At 66.1% G+C, this 19,228-nt stretch carries 21 protein-coding genes; 9 read left to right on the top strand and 12 right to left on the bottom strand.

What is annotated here, in order from left to right; translation table 11 throughout:
- Positions 1-5: 5 nt before the first annotated feature.
- The 7 genes from AC5P5R_RS03755 to AC5P5R_RS03725 all read right to left on the bottom strand — a co-directional run bounded on the left by AC5P5R_RS03755 (position 6) and on the right by AC5P5R_RS03725 (position 5,299).
- Positions 6-410 (bottom strand): BLUF domain-containing protein, encoded by a 405-nt coding sequence (locus tag AC5P5R_RS03755; protein ID WP_100438557.1) that lies wholly within the window; start codon positions 408-410, stop codon positions 6-8.
- Between the two features lie 151 nt (positions 411-561).
- The gene (locus AC5P5R_RS03750; RefSeq protein ID WP_100438558.1) at positions 562-1,248 is read right to left on the bottom strand and encodes a glycosyltransferase family 2 protein; all 687 of its coding nucleotides are present in this window, start codon (positions 1,246-1,248) and stop codon (positions 562-564) included.
- The gene (locus AC5P5R_RS03745; RefSeq protein WP_005413477.1) at positions 1,245-1,832 is read right to left on the bottom strand and encodes a class I SAM-dependent DNA methyltransferase; all 588 of its coding nucleotides are present in this window, start codon (positions 1,830-1,832) and stop codon (positions 1,245-1,247) included. The genes AC5P5R_RS03750 and AC5P5R_RS03745 overlap by 4 nt, the downstream gene beginning before the upstream one ends.
- Entirely contained in the window at positions 1,829-2,587 is a 759-nt protein-coding gene (locus AC5P5R_RS03740) for a PIG-L deacetylase family protein (RefSeq protein ID WP_100438559.1), read from the bottom strand. Before AC5P5R_RS03740 ends, AC5P5R_RS03745 begins: the two co-directional genes overlap by 4 nt.
- Positions 2,575-3,516, bottom strand: a complete 942-nt coding sequence (locus AC5P5R_RS03735; RefSeq protein WP_049396008.1) for a hypothetical protein — start codon at positions 3,514-3,516, stop codon at positions 2,575-2,577. Before AC5P5R_RS03735 ends, AC5P5R_RS03740 begins: the two co-directional genes overlap by 13 nt.
- Positions 3,517-3,621: 105 nt before the next feature.
- Complete coding sequence (locus AC5P5R_RS03730) at positions 3,622-4,125, bottom strand: hypothetical protein (protein ID WP_099473225.1); 504 nt, start codon at positions 4,123-4,125, stop codon at positions 3,622-3,624.
- Between the two features lie 10 nt (positions 4,126-4,135).
- Positions 4,136-5,299, bottom strand: coding sequence for a zinc-dependent alcohol dehydrogenase (locus AC5P5R_RS03725; protein WP_005409706.1), 1,164 nt, complete (start codon positions 5,297-5,299; stop codon positions 4,136-4,138).
- A 148-nt stretch (positions 5,300-5,447) separates the two neighbouring features.
- Here AC5P5R_RS03725 and AC5P5R_RS03720 point away from each other — a divergent pair, with 148 nt between their 5' ends.
- The 3 genes from AC5P5R_RS03720 (at position 5,448) to AC5P5R_RS03710 (ending at position 6,972) form a co-directional block, all read left to right on the top strand.
- On the top strand, positions 5,448-5,636 hold the full coding sequence (locus AC5P5R_RS03720; protein WP_076740001.1) for a hypothetical protein: 189 nt from the start codon (positions 5,448-5,450) through the stop codon (positions 5,634-5,636).
- Between the two features lie 100 nt (positions 5,637-5,736).
- The gene (locus AC5P5R_RS03715; RefSeq protein ID WP_087802649.1) at positions 5,737-6,375 is read left to right on the top strand and encodes a DUF6766 family protein; all 639 of its coding nucleotides are present in this window, start codon (positions 5,737-5,739) and stop codon (positions 6,373-6,375) included.
- Positions 6,376-6,378: 3 nt separating this feature from the next.
- Positions 6,379-6,972, top strand: a complete 594-nt coding sequence (locus AC5P5R_RS03710; RefSeq protein ID WP_100438560.1) for a cysteine hydrolase family protein — start codon at positions 6,379-6,381, stop codon at positions 6,970-6,972.
- Here AC5P5R_RS03710 and AC5P5R_RS03705 read toward each other — a convergent pair.
- The 3 genes from AC5P5R_RS03705 to AC5P5R_RS03695 form a co-directional block, all read right to left on the bottom strand.
- Complete coding sequence (locus tag AC5P5R_RS03705; RefSeq protein ID WP_005409710.1) at positions 6,955-7,188, bottom strand: metallothionein; 234 nt, start codon at positions 7,186-7,188, stop codon at positions 6,955-6,957. The genes AC5P5R_RS03710 and AC5P5R_RS03705 overlap by 18 nt on opposite strands.
- A 122-nt stretch (positions 7,189-7,310) precedes the next feature.
- Positions 7,311-7,757 carry a Rap1a/Tai family immunity protein gene (locus AC5P5R_RS03700; RefSeq protein WP_224119208.1) on the bottom strand — a complete coding sequence of 149 codons (447 nt, stop codon included), beginning with the start codon at positions 7,755-7,757 and terminating at the stop codon, positions 7,311-7,313.
- A 150-nt stretch (positions 7,758-7,907) separates the two neighbouring features.
- Positions 7,908-8,891, bottom strand: a complete 984-nt coding sequence (locus AC5P5R_RS03695; RefSeq protein ID WP_076740005.1) for a LacI family DNA-binding transcriptional regulator — start codon at positions 8,889-8,891, stop codon at positions 7,908-7,910.
- Positions 8,892-9,046: 155 nt separating this feature from the next.
- On the opposite strand from AC5P5R_RS03695, the gene ptsP reads away from it, so the two are divergent.
- The 4 genes from ptsP to AC5P5R_RS03675 all read left to right on the top strand — a co-directional run bounded on the left by ptsP (position 9,047) and on the right by AC5P5R_RS03675 (position 15,635).
- Positions 9,047-11,557: a phosphoenolpyruvate--protein phosphotransferase gene (gene ptsP / locus AC5P5R_RS03690; RefSeq protein ID WP_162292027.1), complete on the top strand. Its 2,511-nt coding sequence runs from the start codon at positions 9,047-9,049 to the stop codon at positions 11,555-11,557.
- Positions 11,554-12,510, top strand: coding sequence for a 1-phosphofructokinase family hexose kinase (locus AC5P5R_RS03685; RefSeq protein ID WP_076740008.1), 957 nt, complete (start codon positions 11,554-11,556; stop codon positions 12,508-12,510). The genes ptsP and AC5P5R_RS03685 overlap by 4 nt, the downstream gene beginning before the upstream one ends.
- 85 nt (positions 12,511-12,595) lie before the next feature.
- Positions 12,596-14,299: a PTS fructose transporter subunit IIC gene (locus AC5P5R_RS03680; protein WP_099497785.1), complete on the top strand. Its 1,704-nt coding sequence runs from the start codon at positions 12,596-12,598 to the stop codon at positions 14,297-14,299.
- A gap of 82 nt (positions 14,300-14,381) precedes the next feature.
- Positions 14,382-15,635, top strand: a complete 1,254-nt coding sequence (locus AC5P5R_RS03675) for a carbohydrate porin (protein ID WP_495226310.1) — start codon at positions 14,382-14,384, stop codon at positions 15,633-15,635.
- A gap of 42 nt (positions 15,636-15,677) precedes the next feature.
- Here the strand turns inward: AC5P5R_RS03675 and AC5P5R_RS03670 are convergent, their stop codons facing one another.
- Positions 15,678-16,607, bottom strand: a complete 930-nt coding sequence (locus tag AC5P5R_RS03670; protein ID WP_032963456.1) for an aromatic alcohol reductase — start codon at positions 16,605-16,607, stop codon at positions 15,678-15,680.
- Positions 16,608-16,702: 95 nt separating this feature from the next.
- On the opposite strand from AC5P5R_RS03670, the gene AC5P5R_RS03665 reads away from it, so the two are divergent.
- Both AC5P5R_RS03665 and AC5P5R_RS03660 read left to right on the top strand, forming a co-directional pair.
- On the top strand, positions 16,703-17,116 hold the full coding sequence (locus tag AC5P5R_RS03665) for a winged helix-turn-helix transcriptional regulator (protein WP_044571374.1): 414 nt from the start codon (positions 16,703-16,705) through the stop codon (positions 17,114-17,116).
- Between the two features lie 49 nt (positions 17,117-17,165).
- Positions 17,166-17,765: a fasciclin domain-containing protein gene (locus tag AC5P5R_RS03660; protein WP_012480305.1), complete on the top strand. Its 600-nt coding sequence runs from the start codon at positions 17,166-17,168 to the stop codon at positions 17,763-17,765.
- A gap of 84 nt (positions 17,766-17,849) precedes the next feature.
- Here the strand turns inward: AC5P5R_RS03660 and AC5P5R_RS03655 are convergent, their stop codons facing one another.
- Complete coding sequence (locus tag AC5P5R_RS03655) at positions 17,850-19,049, bottom strand: serine hydrolase domain-containing protein (RefSeq protein WP_175422501.1); 1,200 nt, start codon at positions 19,047-19,049, stop codon at positions 17,850-17,852.
- Between the last annotated feature and the right edge of the window lie 179 nt (positions 19,050-19,228).

Raw genomic sequence — 19,228 nt, 5'->3', positions numbered from 1 at the left:
GGTGGTCACCCCAGGTGCGGGGCCACCACCAGGCTCAGCTGGCGCAGCGCGCCGCCGCGGGAGAGCCCATCCCAGTTGCTGCGCGCCACGCTGCGGATCTCGGAGGCATCGACCCACAGCAGCCGCATCGACCAGTAGGGAAAGAACCGGCCGGAAACCCTGCCCCGGCCCAGCTCGATCAGCTCGCAATGGCTGCGGGCACTGAGGATGCGGCTGTACACCACGTTGATGCTGTCTTCCGGTCCCTCGATGTACTGGAGGAAACGGAGCCCGTCGTAAAGAAGTACACCCGTAACGCAAGCTTCGAAGTTGAAGCGGGCGGCGGCCCTGGCGAGGTCATCCACATGGTCCATGGAAAGCCCCGATGTCGCCTCACTTGCGTAGGCGACTGCACGGAGGGGCACGTTCATTCCTTCTGACGCAGGAAATTTCCTGCTCGTCCATCATCGCTTCGCGGAGGTAGGCAGGGATGAGGGCCTTCGTGGCCCGCGCTGTCCCAACGCTCTCCTCAACCGCACGCTCCGATAACACGGGGCGCTTGCGTGACGGAGTGGCTGCCCCTCAGGTGATCAGGGCCGATGCTTCCGCGCCAGAGCGCTCGCCATCCAGCGCCGCCAGATAAGCGGAGAATCCGCCTGTAGCGCGCCCCTGCAGACGCGCACTTGTCATCACCACGGGAGCGCCGGCCCATCGCACCACCGCACCGCAGCGTTGCAGCGCTCTGACAAGCGCCACGTCTTCACTACAGTGCAGGGGAGCAAAGCCGCCCACGGCCCGATAGGAACAGGCAGAGACGCCGAGGTTGGCACCGTGGATGCGCCCATGATCGTCGCCCCACTGCTGTCTTGCCTGGAATGCCCTGCGCAGGCGCCGTTCACCCTGGCAGGACGTCGCTATGTCCACCAGTCCGCAGAAAGCGTCACAACTGCCCTGAACCTGTGCGGCCAGCCACTCGGGAGGCACCTCGCTGTCAGCGTCCGTGCTTGCCAGCCACCTGGCGCCCCGCCCCAGCAGTTCAGCAGCGGCTGCGGCCCGGGCGACACCGACGCAGCGTGCATCCAGCTGTACGCTGCCGACCTGGTGTTGGCGGCAGATGGTGCCCGTTGCATCCGTACACGCATCCAGCGCGACCATCACCTCCACTGCTTCGCCGCCGAGGCCCGGGTGAAGGGCCGCCACCCGGATGGATTGCAGGCACCGCGCGATACTGTCCGCCTCGTTGTGGGCGGGTATCAGGACGCCTATCACCGCAGGCCCTCGTTCCGGGCCAATGACAAGGGGCCCCGTGTCCATCCCTGAAGCACGAAGTCCGCATCGCGGTAGTGGAAGGCTTCCTGCAGGCCTTCCCCCAGGCATCGATGCACCACCTCGGTCCGGCTCGCGCGTCCGGCGAACGAGGGCAACCAATGGCAGGCAACCAGCAGGCCGTCATCGCGAAGTGCTTCATCGATGCCACCGCGCAGCTCGCGCAGTGCGCCTGCCCCCAGGTAGTAGCCCATTTCGCCGCAGACGATCAGGTCGAAGCGTCCTGGCGGCCATTGCTCGGGATGGCTGGCGCAATGAACCTGCACGTGCGGCAGATGGGCCAGGTTGCGGCGCGCCTGGAACGCCGCACGTGGGCTGATGTCGGTTGCCAGCAGGCGTTCGCAACGTGCGGCCAGCGCCTCGGTCAGTACGCCGTTGGAACACCCCAGTTCCCAGCCGCGAGCGAACTGGCGCTGGCTGAGGCTTGCCAGCAGCAGCGCACGCTTGCGCTCTTCATACCACCGGCTGCGGTAGCCGAACGGGTCCTCCTGCTCATGCAGGTCATCGAAGTACGGTTGCGCGCTCATGCAAGGAATACCTCGTAGTTTCGGAAGAATCGGGCGAGTACATGTGCGGGCAGCACCGGCGGGCTGTTCAGGCCCACCACGTCGCCGGTCTGCGTACGGAAATGCGCGATTGCGTTTCGCTTTGCGGACGCCACGGCTGAAATGTCGACCAGCTTCGGAACCTCCCACGCCATATGTGCGCAGGCAGGGTCAAGCCAGTGCCAGCCCCACACCGGGTACTCCAGCCGGTGGCAACCAACCGCCCGCGCGGCGCGGCAGGCAGCGCGTCCTGCCGCTTCGTGATCGGGGTGACCATCAAACCGCCATGGCGCCAGGACCAGGTCGCGCGGTTGCAGATACTGCTGCAGCCAACCTTCCAGCCCCTGCTCATGCGCGCTGACCGCGCCGTCGGCGATACCCAGGTGGAAGATGGAGCGAACCGGAATGCCGAGTTCGCCCAATGCCGCGGCAAGCTCCGCTCGGCGCGCTGATCGCAGGCGTTCGGGCGTCCACCACGGCTCGCCCGGGTAGCATGCTTCGCCGTCGGTCACGGCAACGACACTGACGTCGATACCCTGCCCCGCAGCGTGATGCAGCAGTCCGCCACAGCCGAGGATTTCGTCGTCCGGATGCGGCGCGACCACCACCATGCGGTCATGCCCGCTGCAGAGTGCGGTCGCCGATGTGGTCGGTTGCTGCCAGAGCCAATCGCAGTGCAGCCAGGCCTGCTCCTGGGTTCCTTCCCCTTGCAGGGGTGTCCTGGCTACAGCGCCCATGTTGCCTCCTGTGCTGCACGCTGCTCGCCCAGCCATTCCCAATCGCGGTCGGCGTGGCTCTGGCGAAGGAACACGGTCAGGTCCGCGCAGCGCCGGGCATGGGCGTCCTCCAGGCACATCGGGCCCGGGCCCAGCGCCCGACCCGCCAGGTCCAGCACACGCGTTGCCGCGCGCTCAACGACACAGCGCACGCGCACTACATCTTCGCGATGGGCCAGTTCGGGCGCGGCGTCGATGTGCGCCGCCAGTTCGCGAAGCAGCGCGGCTGCCGGAGCCAGGGCGAGGTCCACTTCACCCAGCAGCCGCGCGCGATTCCCCTCGGTGCAGGCCGGGCGCATGCGCTCGGCCAATGCAGCCGCTGCACCAAACCAGACCGCCGCGATGCCTGCCCCGCCGTGCCAGAAGCCCGGGCGCTGCAGGTAGTCATCGCGCGCCCCCAGAATCACCATCGGTGCGCCGTCAAAGCGCACCGTGGTGGAAGGGATTGCGGCCATGCCCACGGCCGGCCATGGCTCGCCCGCAAGTGTGTGCCAGTGTTCCGCCGCTACCTGGCATAGCCACACGCCCTGCGGGTTGCGAACCGTTACCAGTGCCGCATCCACCCATGCGCTGCCGGAACACCAGGGTTTGTCACCGTACAGCCCACCGCCGGCATCGATGCGAACGGTGTTGGCCGGACCCTCTGCAGCCCATACCGCCAGCAACGTGTCTTCAGCAGGGATGGGCGCCCTCAACTCGGCAGCAATCGCCTGGGCGTCATAGTGGGCCTCCAGTACCTTGGCCAGGCAAAGATCCTCTGCCCCCCAGGCTGCCAGCGCCTGCCAACGCTGCAGCGTCTGGCCGCCACCGGGCAAAGGCAATGCCGGTTGCTGCACCAGCACCTGGCGTGCGCGATTGAACAGCGAAGAGGATGACGTCACATCCTGCATGGGTGGCAGACCTGCAATGGAGATACGCCATGAACGTAGGCGGCGGGCGGTCACATGCCTGTCTTGATGGCGTGGCGGGCACATGAATGCCCGGTGCCGCGATCCTCACGGACCCGTCTGCGTGCGCTGCCTTGCACGCACGCACTGCCGCAGTTCCCAGAGCCATGGCAGCACCACCAGGCCCAGCGCCGGCAGCAGGGTGAGCCACCAGACGTCCGGTGCTGCAGGCTTCACTTCGAGCGACCACCGAGGGTGGACCTGCCAGCCCACCCAGGCCAGCAGGACCCACGGCGCGGCATCCAGCACGCTGTGCACATGCTGTTCCGCCGGGCTGATGCGTCGACGGCCGTCCGCGCTGACGGTATCGAGATAGCCGGCGACCGCATGTGCGATGACCAGGCCTGCCAGAAGCGCGACCAGCGACAACGTGTTCTCCAGCAGGAGCCAGGCAAGCACGCCGCTGCCGATCAGCAGCAGCTGCACCCCATGCAGCAGGCTTTCGCGCATCGCGGAAGTGTGCGGAAGATCGGTGCGCCGGTGAAAATGGAAATCCAGCGATCCGGCAGCCAGCCACAGGGCGTAGACACAGGCGATGACAATCGCGCTCATGGCGGCACGCTCAGGGTGTCAATACGATCTTGCGGCAGTCATCGTCCTTGGCATCAAACATTGCATAGCCTTGAGCTGCATCGGCCAGGCGCATCCGGTGCGAGATGATGTCACCCGGGTGCAGCTTTCCTTCCATGATTGCGTCGAGCAGTTCCGGCATCAGTCCCTGCACGTGGGTCTGCCCCATCTTGAACGTCAGCCCCTTGTCGAACGCATCACCCAGCAGAAAACCATGGATGAAGCCAGCGTAGACACCCGGGATGCTGACCACGCCGCCGCGGCGTGCTGCCGCGATGCACTGCCGGATTGCCACGCCACTGCTGCCCTCCAGCTTCACGGCAGTCAATGCTGACTCCAGCGCACTGCCCTCGGCCTCGAAGCCCACCGCCTCGATGCAGGCGTCCACGCCCCGCCCGCTGGTCTGGGCAAGGATGTAGTCCGCCGGGTCTTCGATCTCCTTGAAGTCGATGGGCGTCACACCGTAGGTACGGCGCGCATAATCCAGACGGTAACGAAGATGGTCGACCATGAAGATGGTCTCTGCGCCCAGCAGGCGGCAGCAGGCCGCGCTCATCAGCCCCACCGGGCCCGCACCGAAGATGGCCACCGTCGAGCCCGCCTTCACCCCTGCGTTCAGCGCAGCCTGGTAGCCGGTGGGGAGAATGTCGGACAGGAACAGCACCTGCTCATCCGCAATGCCTTCCGGAATGCGCAGCGGGCCTACATTCGCCTTCGGTACACGCACGAATTCGGCCTGGCCCCCGGCCACGCCACCATACAGATGGCTGTAGCCGAACAGTGCGGCCGGAGGCAGCATGCCCTTCTGATTCAGTGCGGCGCCCTTGCCGGTATTGGTGGTTTCGCAAGCGGCATACTCGGCCAGGCGGCAATGGAAGCACTCTCCACAGGCGATCACGAAAGGGATCACCACACGATCGCCCGGCTGCACCTGGGTCACGCCGCTGCCGACCTCTTCCACCACGCCCATGAACTCGTGGCCGAGCACATCGCCATCGTGCAGATCCGGAATCTTGCCGCGATACAGGTGCAGGTCCGATCCACAGATGGCGGTGGCAGTTACCCTCAGGATCAGATCATCCTCGGCCGCCAGTACCGGGTCCGGTACGGTCTCGACTCGCACATCCTTGCGGCCGTGATAGGTCAATGCCTGCATCGTGCTTCTCCAGGAGCTCGGGACGCCAGCATCGCAAGGCCGCCATCCCGCTTCGGTGACATCCCGGTGTGCACGGCGTTCATTCTACGGGGTCATGGTGTTAACCCGGCCCGGTGCAGTCTTCGGTCTCTAGCCGCAGGAGCTGCCCATGAACGACAAGCTGCCCCTCAATCCGACGACAGACGTGGACGATCAGTCGAAGGCGCACACGCCGGACAAGCGGCGCAACGATCGAGCCAAGTGGAAGGAGCACGACATGCCCGACGACGGCGATGGCCCCAAGGCCGTACCGGAAGACTACGAACGTCCTGATCCTGACCCGACCGGAAAGCGTTGAGTCCGCCTCACATTCTGGATGCGCCGGATTCACGGGTCATGGCCTGCTACCCGCGCAAGCTTCGCGCACGGCCTCTGGAACAGACTGAACGAGGTGTTGCATGTGGAAACGCAACGGTCTCTCGCTGGTGCTGCTTGTGCTCACGCTTGTGTTCATCGTCGGGCAGGCGGTTGCCGGGCATCACGTGCACAACCAGGAACTGGTCGAGTACGGACGCGCGCCGATCGATCTCTGGCACTACCTCGCGACGGGGCACTTCGTCAGCGCCACGTTCGAGAACTGGGAGAGCGAGTTCCTGCAGATGGGGATGTATGTGCTCCTGACGGTCAGCCTGCGCCAGCGCGGCTCGGCCGAATCGCGGCCGCTGGACCCTGCGCAGGAACAGAATCGCGTCGAGCCGGGGCCCACGCCGTGGCCGGTAAGGCGCGGTGGTCCATGGAAGACGCTCTACGGTCATTCGCTTGCGATCGCGTTCGGGCTGTTGTTCCTGTTCAGCTTTACGCTGCATGCAGTGGGAAGCTGGCGCGCCGAGGAAGCCGAACAGCAGTTGAAGGGATTGCCGCCGCCAGGCTTTGTGGAGCACCTCGCCAGCAGCACATTCTGGTTCGAATCCATGCAGAACTGGCAGAGCGAATTCCTGGCCGTGCTGTCCCTGGTAGTGCTGACGATTTTCCTGCGCCAGAAAGACTCGCCGCAATCCAAGCCGGTTGAAGCCCCACACGCGCAGACAGGTGATTGAGCCATGCGAGATGATCCATCGACGGCCCTGCTGATCATCGACATGTTCAGCCGATTCGACTTCCCTGGCGCTCAAAAGCTGGCGCCGGCGGCAGAGCGGGCGGCCCGGCAGATCCGGCGCCTGAGGGATCACTTCGACGAACGCGGTTGGCCGGTCATCTACGCCAATGACAATTTTTCGGATTGGAAGCGCGACTTCCGCCAGCAGGTGGAACAGTGCCGGCGCGACGGTGGCCCGGCGGGGCGAATCGCCAGCCTTCTCTCGCCTTTGCCTGGTCACTACTTCGTGCTCAAGCCCAAGCACTCAGCCTTTCTGGCCAGCCCTTTGCCGATTCTGCTGGCCAAACTGGGAGTGCGCCACCTTTGCCTGTGTGGCATGACGGCCGATTCGTGTGTCCTGGCTACAGCGTTGGACGCCAACGCCAGGGAATTCCACGTGGTGTTGGCGTCGGAGGCCGTGGCGGGGATGCCAGCGCAGAAGCGGCGGGCACTGGCGCTGCTTGCTGGTTCGGGCGCAGCGCGGGTCGCGCGGGTTTCTTCACTTGTCTCTGGGCAGGAGCGGGGTGGCGCTGACGGCGACTCAGGCCCGGTCGGCTAAACCCTGTACACCTGAATGACCGGCGCAGTGTGCGCAGCAGAAGATCTGGCCGTTTCCTTCAACACCATGCCCGATAACAGCGCAATCGCAGTGTGCGCAGCGCGGTGCAAATGCGTGGATCGCGCATTCGAACGAATCGAACGTGCCGCTGCGCCCGCCCTGCTGGAGGGTGAAGCTCTTGTCGTAGTTGTTGCCGCAGACATCACAGGTGGCCATGGGGCACCTCGTGCTGTGGAAGGAACATGCAGTGTGGACAGCGCGGGTGTCGGTGGCCGTGAATGCACCGTGTCGCGAGGGTGTAGGACGTTCGCGTCGTCACGCGTCGGGCGCGGCCCGTCCTATTCGTCTTTGCCGGGCTCGGCACTGCCACCCCGTGACGCGCCACCACCACAGGGAAATGCGGTCCGCAGCGCTTCGGCAACCAGTGAAGACGCATCCTGCTGCAATCGCTCGCCGGGCAACTGCCGGAGATGGGAAGACACACGGTCGACCAGCTCATGCGGAAGAATCCTGCCTTGGCCACACCACTGGCCGTGGCTGGCATCGGCAACGCCCTGGATGTAGGCGCTGGCGCGAGCGCTGGACAGGTTCCGGCACTGCTCGCCGTCGCAGAACCCATCAGCGCCTTTGCCCTGCAGCAGGGTGATGAGTTCGGCTCCGCTGACAAGCCAGGTGCGTGCCGCTTGCGTTGTTCCGGCGAGGGCGGATCCTGCCAGGGCGCAGAGGCCGAGTGCGAGGAGCCGACGCAAGAGGCGGCGCGCCTGGGGTTCGTGATGTCCGTTCATGTCGGAGTCCTTGGCGCGTTCCTGTGGGATGCACACAGCGTGGGTCAAAGTCGAGCTAGCTGGTTGTGGACAGATGGCTTGTAACAGACAGCGGCTGGCCCGCCAACACCCGGGCGGCATTCCCAGGCTTCGCCGCGATCGGGCGCCGAGCTATCGCGCTGCCGTCGACCCTCTGACCACGCACCGGCCCGTCATTACGAGTCGGCGTACCGGCAGCTCCGGCGTGCGCAGGCGCTCAAGCAGCAGCGACATCGCGGCCCGCCCCATCTCCTCAACCGGTTGCTCGATCACGGTGATGCCCGGCTCGACCAGCTCGGTCCAGCGTTCGTTGTCGAAGCCGGCCAGTGCCAACGCCTCTGGAATCGCCAGCCCGGCGCCGCGGGCGGCTTTCAATGCTCCCATCAACAGCAGGCTGTTGCTGGTGACCAGTGCTTCGGGGCGGGCTGGCGTGGCGAGCCACTGATCGACCGTCGCGATGGCGGCTTCGGCCGTGGGTTCAACCTCACGGTAGTCCGGCTGCAACCCATGCGTGCGCATCGCAGCGAGATAACCGTCACGTCGCTCGGCCGCGGTGGTACTGGTGCTGCCGAACAGTCCGCCGATACGCCGATAGCCGCGCTCCACCAGATGCTCGACCAGGCCTGCCATCGCTGCCGGATTGTCGAGTACCACGCTGTCGATCGGACCGCCGGGCGCGGCACGGTCCACCAGCACCGTCGGATAGTCCAGCGTGAGCCGCTCGAGCCGGCCCACCGTGGTCCGGGTCGGCGCGAAGATCAGGCCGCTGATGCGCTCTTCGTGCATCAATTGCAGATACAGCGCCTCCCGCTCGGGGTCCTCGTCGGTGTTGCAGAGGGTGACCCGAAGACCTTCGCGATAGGCCACCTCTTCCACGGCGCGGATCAGCGCCGTGAAGAACGGGTTGCGGATATCCGCCACGATCAAGCCGATGATGCCGGAGTGCCGGGAGCGCAGCCGTCTTGCCTGCAGGTTGGGTCGATAGCCGGTCTGGCGGATCGCCAGCTCGACCCTGCCGCGCACGTCCTCGCTGACCGGACCGCCCCCGAGCACCCGTGACACCGTGGATTTGGACACCCCCGCCACGCGTGCGACGTCGTTGATGCTGATGCTCATTGGAAACGTTCCCGGAAACGTACGCTGTTCATGGCCGGATGGCTGTTCAGGGCAATGCTAACGCCAAAGGACTATTGGATTTTTGTGCAGTGCACATTGAAATGTGCAGTGGGAACGTTCCCAATACGCCCCAGCCATCCCTCCCGGAGCCCGCTTTGTCGCCCCTGACCTCCCCTTCCCCCGTCAGCCGGGAACTGATCCGCCTGGACGCGCGGGCACAGGACAAGACCGATGCCATCGCCCAGGTGGCCCAGATGCTGGTCGCTGCCGGCTGCGTGGCGCCGGGCTACGAGGCCAGCATGGGACGCCGCGAAGCGCTGGCGAACACCTTCCTCGGCCATGGCGTGGCGATCCCGCACGGGCTCGGCGAGGACCGCCACCTGGTGCGCCGCGACGGCATTGCGGTGCTGCAGTTGCCGGAAGGCGTGGAATGGAACCCCGGCCAGGTCACCCGCCTGGTGGTTGGCATTGCCGCCCAGTCCGATACCCACATCACCCTGCTGCGCAGGCTGACCCGCCTGATCCAGGACGAGGCCACGCTGCAGCGGTTGTTCACTACCTCCGATGCAAGCGAAATCGTCAATGCGCTGGCCAGCGATGTCGCAGTCTCTGCCACTCACGTTCCGGTGGCGGACCTGGCCGAGCGTTTCGACTGGACCATTGCTTACCCCAGCGGACTGCACGCGCGCCCGGCCACGCGCTGGGCCGAGACGGCGCGGGGTTTCATGGCCCGCGCCCAGGTGCGCGCGGGCGATCAGGCGGCCGATGCCAAGAGTCTGGTGGCGCTGCTGCAGCTCGGGCTTCGCGAGGGCGATGCCGTACGTGTTTCTGCCGAAGGCGCCGATGCCCCCGCACTGCTGGCTGCACTACGCAAGACCATGGACGGGCTGGTCGCGCAGGAAAAGGCCGATGCGGAGCGTGCAGCGCAGCGAAAGACGGCGCCGGTCGCGGGCTGGAATCCGCCCGAAGCGCAGGCAGCGATCGTCGGCATCGGCGCCAGCCCCGGGCTGGCCATCGGTCCGCTGCATGTACTGGGCAGCGCGCAGGCCGATGTTGCCGATCGCCCTGCCCCGCTTGGCGAGGGCGGCGCGCGCCTGCAGGATGCGCTCAGCCGTACCCGCCAGCAGCTGGCCGCGCTGCAGGACGACACCCAGCGCCGCCTTGGCGCCTCGGATGCGGCGATCTTCAGGGCGCAGGCTGCGCTGCTTGACGACACCGACCTGATTACCCGTACCTGCCAGCTGATGGTTGAAGGTCATGGCGTCGCGTGGTCCTGGCACCAGGCCATCGAGCAGATCGCCTCCGGGCTGGCGGCGCTGGGCAATCCGGTGCTGGCCGGGCGCGCTGCCGACCTGCGCGATGTGGGTCGGCGCGTACTGGCGCAGCTTGACCCCTCTGCGGCCGGTGGCGGCCTGGCGGATCTACCGGCGCAACCGTGCATCCTGCTTGCCGCCGACCTGTCGCCCTCGGATACCGCCAACCTTGACACCACCCGCGTGCTCGGCCTCGCCACCGCACAGGGCGGCCCCACATCGCACACTGCGATCCTCTCGCGCACGCTCGGCCTGCCGGCGCTGGTTGCCGGTGGCGCCGAACTGCTGGCGATCCAGGCCGGCCGCGAAGCGATCATCGATGGCAGCAGCGGGCGACTCTACCTGTCCCCTTCCGAGGCCGATCTTGCTTCGGCACGCGCCTGGATCGCCGAGCAGCAGCAGATCCGCGCGCGCGAAGCCGCACAACGCGCGCAGCCGGCGCAGACCACCGACTGCCATCGCATCGACATCGGCGCCAACGTGAACCTGCCTGAGCAGGTGCCATTGGCGCTGGAACAGGGCGCGGAAGGTGTCGGGCTGATGCGCACCGAATTCCTGTTCCTCGAACGCGGCAGCACGCCCAGCGAGGAGGAGCAGTACGCAACCTACATGGCGATGGCCAAAGCGCTGGAAGGCCGTCCGTTGATCGTGCGTGCGCTCGATATCGGTGGCGACAAGCAGGTCGCCCACCTGGAGCTGCCGCACGAGGAGAACCCGTTCCTCGGCGTGCGCGGCGCGCGCCTGCTGCTGCGCCGCCCGGATCTGCTTGAGCCGCAGCTGCGTGCGCTGTACCGCGCAGCCAAGGACGGTGCACGCCTGTCCATCATGTTCCCGATGATCACCTCGGTGCCCGAGCTGGTCGCACTGCGTGCCATCTGCGAGCGCCTGCGCACCGAACTCGAGGCACCCGACGTGCCGATCGGCATCATGATCGAAGTACCGGCCGCGGCCGCCCAGAGCGATGTGCTGGCGCGCCACGCCGACTTCTTCTCGATCGGCACCAACGACCTGACCCAGTACGTGCTGGCGATCGATCGCCAGAACCCGGAGCTGGCCGCAGAGGCCGACAGCCTGCATCCGGCCGTGCTGCGCGCGATCCGCACCACGGTGGACGGCGCACGCACGCAGGGGCGCTGGGTGGGTGTCTGCGGCGGCCTGGCCGGCGATCCGTTCGGCGCGATGCTGCTGGCAGGGCTGGGCGTGGACGAACTGTCGATGACCCCGAACGACATCCCGTCCGTGAAGGCACGCCTGCGTGGCAGCGCGCTGGCCGATCTGCAAACGCTGGCTGCGACGGCGCTGGACTGCGAAACCGCCGAGCAGGTGCGCGCCCTCGACGGAGCCCGCGCATGAACGCCCGCGCCGTCACCGTTACCTTGAACCCGGCGATCGACCAGACCGTGCGGCTGGCCAGCCTGCGGCCGGGCCATGTGCACCGCGCCCGCAGCAGCCGCGACGATGCGGGTGGCAAGGGCATCAACGTGGCCGCCTGCCTGGCCGACTGGGGCGTGCCGACCACCGCGCTGGGCGTGCTCGGTGGCGGCAACGACGGTGTGTTCAGCGCGCTCTTCTCCACGCGCGGCATCGTGGATGGCTGCCTGCGTATCCCCGGCAGCACCCGCACCAACATCAAGCTGGTTGACGAGGACAACGGCGAAACCACCGACATCAACCTGCCCGGCCTGGCCCTCGACGATACCGCTCTGGACGCAGTGTCGCGCAGGCTTGGCGCCTTGCTGCTGCCGGGCCTTCCGGTGGTGCTGTCCGGCAGCCTGCCGTCTGGACTGCCGTCCGATGCATGGGCGCGACTGCAGGCGCAGGCCGCCGCCGCCGGTGCGCGCGTGCTGCTGGACACCAGCGGCGACGCACTTGTGGCTGCATTGAGTGACACCGCCGGTGCGCTGCCCTACGCGGTCAAGCCCAATCGCCACGAACTGGAGGCCTGGACCGGCACGCAGCTGCCTGACCGCAGCGCCCTCCGCGTCGCTGGCCAGGCCCTGGTCGAACACGGGGTCGCGCTCGTAGCGATCTCGATGGGTACCGACGGCGCGCTGTTCATTGATCGCAGCGGCGCGCTGGTCGCACGACCGCCGCGACTGGCCCAGGGCAGCACGGTCGGTGCGGGCGACGCCATGGTCGCCGGCATCGCTGCCGCGATGCTGGAGCCCTCCCTCGATCTGGACGGCTGCGCGCGGCTGGCGACCGCGTTCTCGATGAGCCGGCTGCAAAGCGGTGACGCACGACGGCTGGACCCGGCGCAGGTACGCGGTTGGACCGGCGATGTACTGATCGAGCGGTTGGATTGACCCCCCTGCCGGGAGCACGGCGGCGGCTTCGGGCCGACCGCAGCGCTTTCGGCAAGCACGAGCCCGAAGAATTCCAGGAGTTTCCATGCACGCTTTCACCGTAGTCATCGCCGCTGGCGAACGCAGCATCGAGGCGGTTCTTGCCGCCGAAGCGCTGCGCCGTGCCGCCCGCCAGCGCGGGCTCGAGCTGATGATCGAGATCCGCAGCGACCAGGGCGTGACCGGCGCACTGTCTGCCTCGGACGCCGCCGCCGCGACGCAGTTGCTGCTGGTGGGTGAGGGTGAGGCGGACATCGCGCGCTTCGCCAATGCCGGGATCGTGCATGCCAGCCTGGGCGAGGTACTGGACGACCCGGTTGCGGCGCTCGCACCGCTCGCGGCCGCGGTGTCGGGCAACGCCGGCACGCATGCGGGCAAGCGCATCGTCGCCGTCACCTCCTGCCCCACCGGCATCGCCCACACCTTCATGGCGGCGGAGGGCCTGCAACAGGCCGCCAAGGCGCTGGGCCATGCAATCCGGGTCGAAACCCAGGGCTCGGTCGGCGCGCAGGACGCGTTGAGCGACGAGGAAATCGCTGCCTCCGACCTCGTCCTGATCGCCGCAGACCGCGAAGTCGATCTGTCGCGCTTCGCCGGCAAGCGCCTGTTCAAGAGTGGCACCAAGCCGGCGATCAACGATGGCCAGAACCTGATCCGCAAGGCGCTGGCCGAGGCCGGCGTGCAGGCAGGTAGCGCGACTCCGGGCCGCACGGCCGAAAAAACCAGGGCCACCGGCCCCTACAAGCACCTGATGACCGGCGTGTCGTTCATGCTGCCGTTCGTCACTGCCGGTGGCCTGCTGATCGCACTGGCGTTCGCACTCGGCGGCATCTATGCCTTCGATGACGCGCACAAGGGCACGCTGGCGTGGTCGCTGTTCCAGATCGGCGCCAAGTCCGGCTTCATGTTGATGGTGCCGGCGCTGGCCGGTTACATCGCCTACTCCATCGCCGACCGGCCCGGCATTGCGCCCGGCATGATCGGCGGACTGGTAGCAGTGAACATGGATGCTGGCTTCATCGGCGGCATCCTGGCTGGCTTCATCGCCGGTTATGGCGTGCACTGGATCAACCGTGCGCTGCGCCTGCCGCGCAGCCTGGAAGGCCTCAAGCCGGTGCTGATCCTGCCGGTGCTGGGCACGCTGCTGGTCGGCCTGTTGATGATGTACGTGATCGGCACGCCGGTCGCCGGGCTTCTGGCGTGGCTGACCGACTGGCTGCGCAGCATGCAGGGCAGCAGCGCGATCCTGCTTGGCCTGCTGCTGGGCGGAATGATGGCGGTGGACATGGGCGGGCCGGTCAACAAAGCGTCCTACGCATTCTCTACCGCATTGATTTCCAGCCAGGTCTACACGCCGATGGCGGCCACGATGATCGGCGGCATGACGCCGCCGCTGGGTATCGCACTGGCGACATGGCTGTTCAGCAATCGCTTCACCGCAGAAGAGCGAGGCACGGCCGGCGCCGCCAGCGTGCTTGGCCTCAGTTTCGTGACCGAAGGCGCGATCCCCTACGCCGCGCGTGACCCGCTGCGCACCATTCCGGCGCTGATTCTGGGTTCTGCGGTGGCGGGAGCGATCTCGATGGCTGCTGGCGTCGAGCTGAAGGTGCCGCACGGTGGTGTGTTCGTGCTGCCGATCCCGAATGCGGTCACTCATCTCGGCATCTACCTGCTGGCATTGCTGGCTGGCGTGGCCGTCACCGCAGTCGCGCTGCGCATCCTCAAGAAGCCGGTGACGGCCGCGGCCTGATCCCCCTGCCCTCACGGTCCTTTCGCGGTCCCTGCGCGCGTAGGGGCTCAACGACCTACGCCCTGCACACGGAGCCCCGCCCATGACCTCCCCTTCCCGCCGCCTGCTGCCGACAGCGATCCTGCTGGTCCTGCCGTCGCTGGCCGCAGCCGCCGACGCGAGCGATGTCCTCATCCCCAAGCTTGCCTACACCGGCGAAGCCGCCGCCACGCTCGACGGCGGCAAGCGCAGCGGTACGGCGTATGCCGGCCAGCTGATGTTCGGTGCCGACGTGGACCTGGACGCTGCGTTTGGCTGGCGAGGCGCGACGATCAAGGCCTACGGCATCAATCGTCATGGCACCAACCTCGCCAACAGCAGCACGGGCAACAGCACCTCGGTGCAGGAAATCTTCGGTGGCCAGGGCACGCGCCTGGCCAACCTGACGCTGGAGCAGAAACTGCTGGACGACCGGCTGGTGCTGGAAGCCGGGCGCAGCGTCGCCAACATCCATCATCTTGGTTCGGAGCTGTGCCAGTACTTCCAGGGCAACTCGGCCTGCGGCAACCCGACCTATGTGTTCCGCACCAGCAGTTTCACATGGTGGCCGGTATCGAGCTGGATGGCCGATGCCACGGTTTGGGTGACGCCGGATGTCTACGTGCGCGTCGGCGCCTACCAGGTCGACCCGAGCCAGGCCGAAGATGGCCAGCACGGCCTGAAATGGAGCACGAACCAGGCCACCGGCTGGATCGTGCCCTACACGATCGGCTGGCGCAGCCCCGCGTCGGCGCGCTTGAAGGCCCGCTACGAACTGGGTGGCTGGCAGGACAACTCGACCTACCGCGACCCGCTGCGCGATGCCAACGGCATGCCGGCGCTGCTCAGTGGCCAGGAGTACGCGACACGTCATGGTCGCTCCGGTGCGTTCGCCCGCTTCGAGCAGCAGCTCAGCAGCGATGGCAGCGGCCGTGGCCTGACCCTTTTCGGCGCCGCGCTCAAGGGCACCTCCGGCCAGGTGATCGAGGATCACTTCCTTCAGGCCGGGCTGGTGCAGAAAGGTACGTTCGCCAGCCGACCGCAGGACAGCATCGCCTTCATCGTGACGCAGCAGAAGTACAGCAGCATCGCGCTGGAAAACCTGCGCCTTGCCCGTGCCGCAGCGGGCGGCAGCGGCACCCCGCACGGGAGCCAGGTGATGATGGAGCTGAGCTATGGCATCCAGGTCACCCCCCAGCTTCGGGTCGCGCCGAACATGCACTACATCGTGCATCCGGACCAGTTCAACGAACCCGCACGCCAGCGGGACCTGCCGAATGCGCTGATCGCCGGCCTGCGGGTCGATTGGAGTCTGTAGGAAAATCCGTTTTCGTCCACGCGATTGCCGCTCAACGGCTCATCAAGTCTCGAAGTGGGCTTTCAGCCAGTCGTCGACACCCTCCAGTTTCACGCCAATGCTGGCATTGAACGTCCCGTCCAGGCTCCAGGAGACGCCCCTGCCCTGGGCGAAGGCAGCACGGTACTTCCTGATCATGTTTGATGGGTCACTGGCAAGCTCCTCCATCAGCTGGGGAACGCTCCACACGATCAGCTTGAAGGGAGCACCGAACTTTTCCTCAAGGATGGCGGGCAGCTGCTCATAACGGACCGTGTCTCCCGCAAGATAGACGATCTCGTTTCGAAGGGGGGGCGAGTGGAAGACGATCTGTGCAGTCATTGCACCGATGTCCTCTGGTGTGGTCAGCGTAACCGCATTGGAGGCTGTGCCAAGTGCATTGACCTTTCTGCCGGGAAGATCGATGACGCCAAACTCCGGCTCGAAGAGGTAGCTGGTGAACATGCCGGTGGAAATGACCACCCAGTCCATTTCGGCCTGTGAGCGGAGATAGTCGCGTACATCCAGCTGGGCGTCGAAAAGATCCTGTGGCCCGCCGCGTCCGATGGCGTCAAAGTCGACCCCGAATTGCCAAGGGAAGTACCTGGTAATGCCCGACTTCACGGCGGCGCGCGCTACCTTCATGGGAGTGTCGCGGCCAGCGGCGTAGCCGGTGCAGCCGATGACCGTGTCATAACCGGAAAATAGATCAGCCAGCTCATCGACCGTGGCAGTGACCAGGTCGCCAGGAACGAGGGCCACTCCCAGCGAGCGGATCTGGTCAATGACCGTACGCTTGTCCGGTAGTGTGGATTCAATCGACGCAGGCCTCAGCATCACGCTGATGGTTGCGTCATGCACGACCGCGAGCTGGGCCAGGTTGCGGATGACGGGCATTCCGAGTTCGCCGGCACCCAGCACCAGGATTGAGCGGGAAACAATCGGGGGAGACATTGAAACCACCATCTGTGTGTACGATGGCGGCGATTCTGCGCCCCTCCCTAGTTGCCACGTAAGAAGGCACACCGATGATACCGACCGCACCGTTCATGAGCACCGATGAGCTTCTGCGACATTCACAATCGATATGCGACGGCATGAGCGCGGACGACGACGGTCTGCGCCGCGAGGTGCTCGCGCATGCCGGCAGCCGCTGGTCGCTGGGCATCATTCACGCCCTGGGGGTCTACGGAACACTGCGTCACGCCGATGTGGCGCGGCGGATGAAAGGAGTCACGCAGCGTATGCTGACGCGTACCCTGCGTCAGCTTGAAAGGGACGGACTGATCCATAGGCAGGATTTCCGTGAGGTTCCGCCGCGCGTGGAGTACACCATCACTCCGCTGGGCAGGGAGCTGCTGGTTCTTATGATCCCGATGTGGACCTGGGTAGTGGGACACGCCGAGGAATTCCGCCGCTGCAGGGAGAATTTCGACACGCATCAAGGCCCTCTCCCTGACTGACCCGGCCTGCATCCGGTGCATCCAGGCGCTCCCGCCAGCCGTATGTAGGATGCCCGCGCTGTGCGGGCATCCTATCGAGGAACGCACCGTGAACGCTCTTCAGCGCATCGCCGCCGCAGTCAGCTTCGCCGTACTCGTCTCAGCCGCTTCCGCCAGCTTCGCCGCAGATCCGGTAATGGTTGGCGGGGCCGAGATGTACCCGACCAGGACCATCGTTGAAAACGCCGTGAACTCCAGGGATCACACCACGCTGGTGGCAGCGGTCAAGGCCGCAGGCCTGGTCGAGACCCTCAATGGCGCCGGCCCCTTTACCGTCTTTGCGCCCACCAATGCCGCCTTCAACAAGCTTCCAGCAGGCACGGTCGATACACTGGTGAAGCCTGAAAACAAGGCGCAGCTCACCCGGATCCTCACCTACCACGTGGTCCCAGGACGGTTCAGTTCCGCCCAGCTCCTGGCCGATGCCAGGAAGCACGGTGGAAAAGCCACGCTGAAGACAGTGCAAGGCGAGCCGCTTACCGTGGCGCTCCACGACGGCAAGCTGTGGGTGATCGACGCCAAGGGTGGCAAAGCAGGCATCAGCATCGCCGACGTCAACCAATCCAACGGCGTCATCCACGTTGTCGATACCGTGCTGATGCCGAAGTAGTGGCGCGCCCTGCCAGACCCTGCCACTCCGGCCAGCAGCATGAAGCAGTGGACGAGGATCCGGGCGCAGGCCCGGCTCCTCCGTTCACTGAAGCGCCTGGGCCAGCGTGAGTACATCCGCCGGGAATGTCGCGTAGTCATCCAGTGGCGCGCGATGGCTGTCGCGTCGGTGGATGAGGCGCACGGCAACCACGCGCTGTTGCGGAACGATGACCAGGTGCTGGCCCAGGTAACCGTTGGCGGCGTAGGCAACGGTGGGGCCGCGTTGGATGTCGAACATGTCGGACAGCTTGAGTCCACGACCGGTGATCTCGCTGCCATAGTGCTGCGGCCAGTCCGCCCCAAGTCGCTCGGCCACGTACGCAATCAATGCGCTCTTGCTGTCGAATACCCTGCCCCCGGTGGCCAGCAATGCCTGCTGGACCGGAGCGCTGACCCCATGCCGCGCCAGGAAGTCGGCCATCTGGCCTTTCAGCTCATAACGCTCCCATGCTGGAATGCGCCACCAAAGAAGACCAACATCCTGGGAGCGGGCACTTGCTCCAGTCAGCAGCGCCACCGACCGCTCGCTCAGCACGCGCGTACCCGCCGGAGTCACGCCGCCATCAAGCAGCAGCTGCCCGATCTTCGCCAGATCGCGGGCAGTCAGCGACAATCCGGCCATGCCCAAGGGGGTGCCCGCACCGTCCTTCAACCAGGTATATCGGGCAATGCCCAGCGGTTTGAACAGGCGCTTCTCAACGTAGGCATCCATCGGTTCCCCTGCCAGACGCTCGACAATGCCGGGCAGCAGATTGGTAGCCTTGTTGTTGTACGAGAACGTGGTACCTGGATCGCTGCTCAGCTCTGCCGCCAGTGCGAGCTTGACCAGGTCCGGCGCAGCTTCCAGCTCTTCCCCCGCGTTGGCCACGTTCTGCAGGCCAGAGGTATGGTCCAGCAGCATGCGTACCGTGATGTCCCTTTTCCGCCCCTGCTTCCACTCCGCGAAGATGTTGCTTACCGGCTCGTCGACCGAGGCCAGTTTTCCGTCGTCCAGCAGTAGCATGATGGCCAGCGACACCACCGACTTGGTGGCCGACATGAGGTGAACCGGCTCCTCGCCGGTCTCTGGCTGTGGCTCCAGCAGTGTTTTTCCATCCTTCCAGACAAGCACCGCGTCGGAATGCGCGGCACGGGCGTTGCGTTCGATCGTCGCGACGGCGTCGGCCGTGGTGGTCGTGCTGGCCAGTGCAGGGAGGGCCAGCATCAAGGCCGCGAAGCTGGACAACCATCGTGCAGTTTTCATGGGCATCTCTTCCGGTGAATGCCTGTCCACATTGCCTACAGCTGTAGTCACGACCGAGTGCCTGAAGTCATGCCCGGCCACATGACAGCATCAGCACCACGCCCCCTGCATGGCCCCGTAGTCCGCCAGCGGATACGCGAAGCCGATGGCCCTTGCTGGCGCCCCGCTTTCTGATGGTT

It is taken from the genome of Stenotrophomonas sp. YJH_SMC_19, assembly GCF_059367915.1.
Note: the sequence above shows the minus strand (reverse complement) of the source record. Positions and strands in the feature narration are given on the sequence as shown.